Below are 9,248 nucleotides of genomic sequence, written 5' to 3'. Positions count from 1 at the left end.
ACCGTACTGGCTAAAACCTACGGCGGTGCTGCTCGTGCATTCGACCAGATCGATAACGCGCCGGAAGAAAAAGCTCGTGGTATCACCATCAACACCTCTCACGTTGAATATGACACCCCGACTCGCCACTACGCACACGTAGACTGCCCGGGCCACGCCGACTATGTTAAAAACATGATCACCGGTGCTGCGCAGATGGACGGCGCGATCCTGGTTGTTGCTGCGACTGACGGCCCGATGCCGCAGACTCGTGAGCACATCCTGCTGGGTCGTCAGGTAGGCGTTCCGTACATCATCGTGTTCCTGAACAAATGCGACATGGTTGATGACGAAGAGCTGCTGGAACTGGTAGAAATGGAAGTTCGTGAACTTCTGTCTCAGTACGATTTCCCGGGCGACGACACTCCGATCGTTCGTGGTTCTGCTCTGAAAGCGCTGGAAGGCGAAGCAGAGTGGGAAGCGAAAATCATCGAACTGGCTGGCTTCCTGGATTCTTACATCCCGGAACCAGAGCGTGCGATTGACAAGCCGTTCCTGCTGCCTATCGAAGACGTATTCTCCATCTCCGGTCGTGGTACCGTTGTTACCGGTCGTGTAGAGCGCGGTATCATCAAAGTTGGTGAAGAAGTTGAAATCGTTGGTATCAAAGAGACTGCTAAGTCTACCTGTACTGGCGTTGAAATGTTCCGCAAACTGCTGGACGAAGGCCGTGCTGGTGAGAACGTTGGTGTTCTGCTGCGTGGTATCAAACGTGAAGAAATCGAACGTGGTCAGGTACTGGCTAAGCCGGGCTCTATCAAGCCGCACACCAAGTTCGAATCTGAAGTGTACATTCTGTCCAAAGACGAAGGCGGCCGTCATACTCCGTTCTTCAAAGGCTACCGTCCGCAGTTCTACTTCCGTACTACTGACGTGACTGGTACCATCGAACTGCCGGAAGGCGTTGAGATGGTAATGCCGGGCGACAACATCAAAATGGTTGTTACCCTGATCCACCCAATCGCGATGGACGACGGTCTGCGTTTCGCAATCCGTGAAGGCGGCCGTACTGTTGGTGCGGGCGTTGTTGCCAAAGTAATGAGCTAATTGCCGAATAACATTTGACGCAATGCGCAATAAAAGGGCATCATTTGATGCCCTTTTTGCACGCTTTCACACCAGAACCTGGCTCATCAGTGATTTTATTTGTCATAATCATTGCTGAGACAGGCTCTGAAGAGGGCGTTTAGTCCGAAACGCACCAGAGCATTTCGGTTTGGATCGCCTCGCTTACGCGGGGTGAAAATGTTTGTAGAATACTTCTGACAGGTTGGTTTATGAGTGCGAATACCGAAGCTCAAGGAAGCGGGCGCGGCCTGGAAGCGATGAAGTGGGTTGTTGTCGCTATATTGCTGCTTGTAGCTATCGTTGGCAACTACCTCTATCGTGACATGATGCTGCCGCTGCGTGCGCTGGCCGTAGTGATTCTGATTGCCGCAGCGGGTGGTGTCGCGCTGTTGACAACAAAAGGTAAAGCGACCGTTGCTTTTGCCCGTGAAGCGAGAACCGAAGTCCGTAAGGTCATTTGGCCAACTCGCCAGGAAACATTGCACACCACATTAATTGTGGCTGCGGTTACCGCAGTAATGTCACTGATCCTGTGGGGACTGGATGGTATTCTGGTTCGCCTGGTATCCTTTATCACTGGCCTGAGGTTCTAAGATGTCTGAAGCCCCTAAAAAGCGCTGGTACGTCGTTCAGGCGTTTTCCGGTTTTGAAGGCCGCGTAGCTACATCGCTGCGCGAATATATCAAGTTACAAAATATGGAAGAGCTGTTTGGCGAAGTCATGGTGCCGACCGAAGAAGTGGTCGAAATCCGTGGCGGCCAGCGTCGCAAGAGCGAACGTAAATTCTTCCCGGGCTATGTATTGGTCCAGATGGTGATGAATGACGCAAGCTGGCATCTGGTGCGCAGCGTGCCGCGTGTGATGGGCTTTATCGGCGGTACATCTGACCGTCCGGCGCCGATCAGCGACAAAGAAGTTGATGCGATCATGAACCGTCTGCAGCAGGTTGGCGACAAGCCGCGTCCGAAAACGATGTTTGAGCCAGGTGAAATGGTTCGCGTTAGCGACGGTCCGTTCGCTGACTTTAACGGCGTGGTTGAAGAAGTGGACTACGAGAAGTCTCGTCTGAAAGTTTCCGTATCTATCTTCGGTCGTGCGACTCCTGTTGAACTGGACTTCGCTCAGGTTGAAAAAGCCTAACACCCCGATCAAAAAAGCGACGATTTAATCGTTGCACAAGGCGCGAGATTGGAATACAATTTCGCGCCTTTTGTTTTTATGGATCCTATCCGTAAAACGAATTTAATCACGGGGAGCCTCCTTGAGGCGTTATAACCCAACTAGAGGAATTTAGAATGGCTAAGAAAGTCCAAGCCTATGTCAAGCTGCAGGTTGCAGCTGGTATGGCTAACCCGAGTCCGCCGGTAGGTCCTGCACTGGGTCAACAAGGCGTGAACATCATGGAATTCTGCAAAGCGTTCAACGCTAAAACTGATTCCATGGAAAAAGGTCTGCCAATCCCGGTTGTTATCACCGTTTACGCTGACCGTTCTTTCACTTTCGTTACCAAAACGCCTCCGGCAGCAGTTCTGCTGAAGAAAGCGGCTGGTATCAAGTCTGGTTCCGGCAAGCCGAACAAAGACAAAGTGGGTAAAATTTCCCGCGCTCAGCTGCAGGAAATCGCGCAGACCAAAGCTGCCGACATGACTGGTTCCGACATTGAAGCGATGACTCGCTCCATTGAAGGTACTGCACGTTCCATGGGCCTGGTAGTGGAGGACTAAGAAATGGCTAAACTGACCAAGCGCATGTCCGTGATCCGTGACAAAGTTGATGCTACTAAGCAGTATGACATCAACGAAGCTATCGCTCTGCTGAAAGAGCTGGCCACTGCTAAATTCGTAGAAAGCGTGGACGTTGCTGTTAACCTCGGCATCGATGCTCGTAAATCTGACCAGAACGTACGTGGTGCAACTGTACTGCCGCACGGTACTGGCCGTTCCGTTCGCGTAGCCGTATTTACCCAGGGTGCAAACGCTGAAGCTGCTAAAGCTGCAGGCGCTGAGCTGGTAGGTATGGAAGATCTGGCTGAACAGATCAAGAAAGGCGAAATGAACTTTGACGTTGTTATTGCTTCCCCGGATGCAATGCGCGTTGTTGGCCAGCTGGGTCAGGTTCTGGGTCCGCGCGGCCTGATGCCAAACCCGAAAGTTGGTACTGTAACTCCTAACGTTGCTGAAGCTGTTAAGAATGCTAAAGCTGGTCAGGTTCGTTACCGTAACGACAAAAACGGCATCATCCACACCACCATCGGTAAAGTGGATTTTGACGCTGACAAACTGAAAGAAAACCTGGAAGCTCTGCTGGTTGCGCTGAAAAAAGCAAAACCGACTCAGGCAAAAGGCGTGTACATCAAGAAAGTTAGCATCTCCACCACCATGGGTGCTGGCGTTGCCGTTGATCAGTCCGGTCTGACTGCGACTGTGGCGAACTAATATTCGCCTTTACGTGGGCGGTGATTTTGTCTACAATCTTACCCCCACGTATTCTGCTAATTGCAGACGTATATCTGAGATATTCAGGCTGTGGCAAGGCAGTCAACGCCGCTACAGATTGAATAACGACAGATAGAAAAGATTTGTTCGTTGGAGCCTGGCCTAATCCAGGCCTCCGTCGAAGACCGCAGGTGTTTCGTAAGAAACTTAATGCCCTGCGTAGACGGTGACAGAACGCTAAGATTATTTCTGATACTCTGGCTTGTTTCTGCTCACCGTATTTAGACGCTCTCTCCGTTGGGGGGAGTGAAGTGAGTTCCGGAACATGAGTTCCGGCAAACATCCAGGAGCAAAGCTAATGGCTTTAAATCTTCAAGACAAACAAGCGATTGTTGCTGAAGTCAGCGAAGTAGCCAAAGGCGCGCTGTCTGCAGTAGTTGCGGATTCCCGTGGCGTAACTGTAGATAAAATGACTGAACTGCGTAAAGCAGGTCGTGAAGCTGGCGTATACATGCGTGTTGTTCGTAACACCCTGCTGCGCCGCGTCGTTGAAGGTACTCAGTTCGAGTGCCTGAAAGACACGTTTGTTGGTCCGACCCTGATTGCATACTCTATGGAACACCCGGGCGCTGCTGCTCGTCTGTTCAAAGAGTTCGCGAAAGCGAATGCAAAATTTGAGGTCAAAGCCGCAGCCTTTGAAGGTGAGTTGATTACGGCATCGAATATCGATCGCCTGGCAACTCTGCCGACCTACGAAGAAGCAATTGCACGCCTGATGGCAACCATGAAAGAAGCTTCGGCTGGCAAACTGGTTCGTACTCTGGCTGCTGTACGCGATGCGAAAGAAGCTGCTTAATCGCAGTTATCTTTGTAAAGCATCTGCTTACGTATAAACTTATTCTGATTTTCAGGAACAATTTAAATGTCTATCACTAAAGATCAAATCATTGAAGCAGTATCCGCTATGTCCGTAATGGACGTTGTAGAACTGATTTCTGCAATGGAAGAAAAATTCGGTGTTTCTGCTGCTGCTGCTGTAGCTGTAGCTGCTGGCCCGGCTGAAGCTGCTGAAGAAAAAACTGAATTCGACGTAATTCTGAAAGCTGCTGGCGCTAACAAAGTTGCTGTTATCAAAGCAGTACGTGGCGCAACTGGCCTGGGTCTGAAAGAAGCTAAAGACCTGGTAGAATCTGCACCGGCTGCGCTGAAAGAAGGCGTGAGCAAAGACGACGCAGAAGCACTGAAAAAATCTCTGGAAGAAGCTGGCGCTGAAGTTGAAGTTAAATAAGCCAACTTTTCTGGTTGCAGCCTAAGAAATTAGGCTGATGGCTGGTGACTTTTTAGTCACCAGCCTTTTTGCGCTGTAAGGCGCCAGTAGCATTTCACACTGTTTGACTACTGCTGTGCCTTTCAATGCTTGTTTCTATCGACGTCTTAATATACTGCGACAGAACGTCAGTTCTGTGTAAATCGCAATGAAATGGTTTAAGCGTGATAGCAACAGGCATTGCGGAAAGTATTCGATTTTCCGGTCAACAAAATAGTGTTGCACAAACTGTCCCTTCGTCGGACAGATGGGTCGACTTGTCAGCGAGCTGAGGAACCCTAATGGTTTACTCCTATACCGAGAAAAAACGTATTCGTAAGGATTTTGGTAAACGTCCGCAAGTGTTGGACATACCTTATCTCCTTTCTATCCAGCTTGACTCGTTTCAGAAGTTCATCGAGCAAGATCCTGAAGGGCAGTATGGTCTGGAAGCAGCTTTCCGTTCCGTTTTCCCGATTCAGAGCTACAGCGGTAATTCCGAGCTGCAATACGTCAGCTACCGCCTTGGCGAACCGGTGTTTGACGTTCAGGAATGTCAGATCCGTGGCGTGACCTATTCCGCACCGCTGCGCGTAAAACTGCGCCTGGTGATCTACGAGCGCGAAGCGCCGGAAGGCACCGTAAAAGACATTAAAGAACAAGAAGTCTACATGGGCGAAATACCGCTCATGACAGACAACGGTACCTTTGTTATCAACGGTACTGAGCGTGTTATCGTTTCTCAGCTGCACCGTAGTCCTGGCGTCTTCTTTGACTCCGACAAAGGTAAAACCCACTCTTCGGGTAAAGTGCTGTATAACGCGCGAATCATCCCTTACCGTGGTTCCTGGCTGGACTTCGAATTCGATCCGAAGGACAACCTGTTCGTACGTATTGACCGTCGCCGTAAACTGCCTGCGACCATTATTCTGCGTGCACTGAACTACACCACTGAGCAGATCCTTGACCTGTTCTTTGAGAAAGTTGTTTTCGAAATTCGTGACAACAAGCTGCAGATGGAACTGGTGCCGGAACGCCTGCGTGGTGAAACCGCCTCCTTTGACATCGAAGCTAACGGCAAAGTCTACGTCGAAAAAGGCCGTCGCATCACTGCGCGCCACATTCGCCAGCTGGAAAAAGACGATATCAAACATATCGAAGTTCCGGTTGAATACATTGCTGGTAAAGTTGCGGCTAAAGACTACGTTGACGAATCTACTGGCGAGCTGATCTGCGCAGCTAACATGGAGCTGAGTCTGGATCTGCTGGCTAAGCTGAGCCAGTCTGGCCACAAGCGTATCGAAACGCTGTTCACCAACGATCTGGACCACGGTCCGTACATTTCTGAAACTGTACGCGTCGACCCAACCAACGATCGTCTGAGCGCGCTGGTAGAAATCTACCGCATGATGCGCCCTGGTGAGCCGCCGACGCGTGAAGCTGCTGAAAGCCTGTTCGAGAACCTGTTCTTCTCCGAAGACCGCTATGACCTGTCTGCGGTTGGTCGTATGAAGTTCAACCGTTCTCTGCTGCGCGACGAAATCGAAGGTTCCGGTATCCTGAGCAAAGATGACATCATCGAAGTGATGAAGAAGCTCATCGATATCCGTAACGGTAAAGGCGAAGTCGATGATATCGACCACCTCGGTAACCGTCGTATCCGTTCCGTAGGCGAAATGGCGGAAAACCAGTTCCGCGTTGGCCTGGTACGTGTTGAGCGTGCGGTGAAAGAGCGTCTGTCTCTGGGCGATCTGGATACCCTGATGCCTCAGGATATGATCAACGCTAAGCCGATTTCTGCAGCAGTGAAAGAGTTCTTTGGTTCCAGCCAGCTGTCTCAGTTTATGGACCAGAACAACCCGCTGTCTGAGATTACGCACAAACGTCGTATCTCTGCACTCGGCCCAGGCGGTTTGACTCGTGAACGCGCAGGCTTCGAAGTTCGAGACGTACACCCGACTCACTACGGTCGCGTATGTCCAATCGAAACGCCTGAAGGTCCGAACATCGGTCTGATTAACTCCTTGTCCGTGTACGCACAGACTAACGAATACGGCTTCCTCGAGACTCCGTACCGTAAAGTGACCGATGGTGTTGTAACTGACGAAATTCATTACCTGTCTGCTATCGAAGAAGGCAACTACGTTATCGCTCAGGCGAACTCCAACCTGGATGACGAAGGCCACTTTGTAGAAGATCTGGTTACCTGCCGTAGCAAAGGCGAATCCAGCTTGTTCAGCCGTGACCAGGTTGACTACATGGACGTATCCACCCAGCAGGTGGTATCCGTCGGTGCGTCCCTGATCCCGTTCCTGGAACACGATGACGCCAACCGTGCATTGATGGGTGCGAACATGCAACGTCAGGCGGTTCCGACTCTGCGTGCTGATAAGCCGCTGGTTGGTACCGGTATGGAACGTGCTGTTGCCGTCGACTCCGGTGTTACCGCAGTTGCTAAACGTGGCGGTACCGTCCAGTACGTGGATGCTTCCCGTATCGTTATCAAAGTTAACGAAGACGAGATGTATCCGGGCGAAGCAGGTATCGACATTTATAACCTGACCAAATACACCCGTTCTAACCAGAACACCTGTATCAACCAGATGCCTTGCGTATCTCTGGGCGAGCCGGTTGAACGTGGTGATGTGCTGGCAGACGGTCCGTCCACCGACCTCGGTGAACTGGCGCTCGGTCAGAACATGCGCGTGGCATTCATGCCATGGAATGGTTACAACTTCGAAGACTCCATCCTCGTATCTGAGCGTGTTGTCCAGGAAGACCGTTTCACCACCATCCACATTCAGGAACTGGCATGTGTGTCCCGTGACACCAAGCTGGGGCCGGAAGAGATCACCGCTGACATCCCGAACGTGGGTGAAGCTGCGCTCTCCAAACTGGATGAATCCGGTATCGTTTATATCGGCGCGGAAGTAACCGGTGGCGATATTCTGGTTGGTAAGGTAACGCCGAAAGGTGAAACCCAGCTGACGCCAGAAGAGAAGCTGCTGCGTGCGATCTTCGGTGAGAAAGCGTCTGACGTTAAAGACTCTTCTCTGCGCGTGCCAAACGGTGTTTCCGGTACGATTATCGACGTTCAGGTCTTTACTCGCGATGGCGTAGAAAAAGACAAACGTGCGCTGGAAATCGAAGAGATGCAGCTGAAGCAGGCGAAAAAAGACCTGTCTGAAGAACTGCAAATCCTCGAAGCTGGCCTGTTCAGCCGTATCTACGCTGTGCTGGTTTCCGGTGGTGTTGAAGCTGAGAAGCTCGACAAACTGCCGCGCGATCGCTGGTTAGAACTCGGCCTGACCGACGAAGAGAAACAAAATCAGCTGGAACAACTGGCTGAGCAGTACGACGAACTGAAACACGAGTTCGAGAAAAAACTCGAAGCGAAACGCCGTAAAATCACTCAGGGCGACGATCTGGCACCGGGCGTGCTGAAGATTGTTAAGGTTTATCTGGCGGTTAAACGTCGGATCCAGCCTGGTGATAAGATGGCAGGTCGTCACGGTAACAAGGGTGTAATCTCTAAGATCAACCCGATCGAAGATATGCCACACGATGCTAACGGTACGCCGGTAGATATCGTGCTGAACCCGCTGGGCGTACCATCGCGTATGAACATCGGTCAGATCCTTGAAACACACCTGGGTATGGCTGCGAAAGGTATCGGCGATAAGATCAACGCCATGCTGAAACAGCAGCAGGAAGTCGCGAAACTGCGCGAATTCATCCAGCGTGCTTACGATCTGGGTTCAGATGTTCGTCAGAAAGTTGACCTGAATACCTTCAGCGATGAAGAAGTTCTGCGTCTGGCTGAAAACCTGAAAAAAGGTATGCCGATCGCAACGCCGGTGTTCGACGGTGCGAAAGAGTCTGAAATCAAGGAACTGTTACAGCTGGGTGGCCTGCCGACTTCCGGTCAGATCACACTGTTCGACGGTCGTACCGGTGAGCAGTTCGAGCGCCAGGTTACCGTTGGCTACATGTACATGCTGAAACTGAACCACCTGGTTGATGACAAGATGCATGCGCGTTCTACCGGTTCTTACAGCCTGGTTACTCAGCAGCCGCTGGGTGGTAAGGCTCAGTTCGGTGGTCAGCGCTTCGGGGAGATGGAAGTGTGGGCGCTTGAAGCATACGGCGCGGCATACACCCTGCAGGAAATGCTCACCGTTAAGTCTGATGACGTGAACGGTCGTACTAAGATGTATAAAAACATCGTGGACGGCAACCATCAGATGGAACCAGGCATGCCGGAATCCTTCAACGTACTGTTGAAAGAGATTCGTTCGCTGGGTATCAACATCGAGCTGGAAGACGAGTAACTCTCGATCAAACAGGTCACTGGTGCTGGCGTAACAGCCAGCGCCAGATTGTGCTAACTCCGACGGGAG

8 protein-coding genes are annotated in these 9,248 nt (G+C 51.3%); all 8 read left to right on the top strand.

The features are described 5' to 3' along the window. On the top strand, window positions 1-1,086 hold a 1,086-nt coding region (gene tuf / locus OGV93_RS09615), incomplete at its 5' end, for an elongation factor Tu (protein WP_131348470.1). A gap of 230 nt (window positions 1,087-1,316) precedes the next feature. Next, on the top strand, window positions 1,317-1,700 hold the full coding sequence (gene secE, locus OGV93_RS09610) for a preprotein translocase subunit SecE (protein ID WP_053389755.1): 384 nt from the start codon (window positions 1,317-1,319) through the stop codon (window positions 1,698-1,700). A 1-nt stretch (window position 1,701) separates the two neighbouring features. Then, window positions 1,702-2,247: a transcription termination/antitermination protein NusG gene (gene nusG, locus OGV93_RS09605; protein WP_003033125.1), complete on the top strand. Its 546-nt coding sequence runs from the start codon at window positions 1,702-1,704 to the stop codon at window positions 2,245-2,247. Between the two features lie 155 nt (window positions 2,248-2,402). Beyond that, complete coding sequence (gene rplK, locus OGV93_RS09600; RefSeq protein WP_003033122.1) at window positions 2,403-2,831, top strand: 50S ribosomal protein L11; 429 nt, start codon at window positions 2,403-2,405, stop codon at window positions 2,829-2,831. Between the two features lie 3 nt (window positions 2,832-2,834). Next, complete coding sequence (rplA, locus tag OGV93_RS09595; protein WP_016155300.1) at window positions 2,835-3,542, top strand: 50S ribosomal protein L1; 708 nt, start codon at window positions 2,835-2,837, stop codon at window positions 3,540-3,542. A 358-nt stretch (window positions 3,543-3,900) separates the two neighbouring features. Then, the gene (gene rplJ, locus OGV93_RS09590; protein ID WP_005132895.1) at window positions 3,901-4,398 is read left to right on the top strand and encodes a 50S ribosomal protein L10; all 498 of its coding nucleotides are present in this window, start codon (window positions 3,901-3,903) and stop codon (window positions 4,396-4,398) included. Window positions 4,399-4,464: 66 nt separating this feature from the next. Then, window positions 4,465-4,830 (top strand): 50S ribosomal protein L7/L12, encoded by a 366-nt coding sequence (gene rplL / locus OGV93_RS09585; protein WP_000028882.1) that lies wholly within the window; start codon window positions 4,465-4,467, stop codon window positions 4,828-4,830. A 320-nt stretch (window positions 4,831-5,150) separates the two neighbouring features. Then, window positions 5,151-9,179, top strand: coding sequence for a DNA-directed RNA polymerase subunit beta (rpoB, locus tag OGV93_RS09580; protein WP_003033111.1), 4,029 nt, complete (start codon window positions 5,151-5,153; stop codon window positions 9,177-9,179). Window positions 9,180-9,248 lie beyond the last annotated feature (69 nt).

Source organism: Citrobacter sp. Cb031 (assembly GCF_030336725.1).
Taxonomy (GTDB): domain Bacteria; phylum Pseudomonadota; class Gammaproteobacteria; order Enterobacterales; family Enterobacteriaceae; genus Citrobacter; species Citrobacter braakii.
The sequence above is the reverse complement of the archived record's forward strand: the minus strand, read 5'-3'. Positions and strand labels throughout refer to the sequence as shown.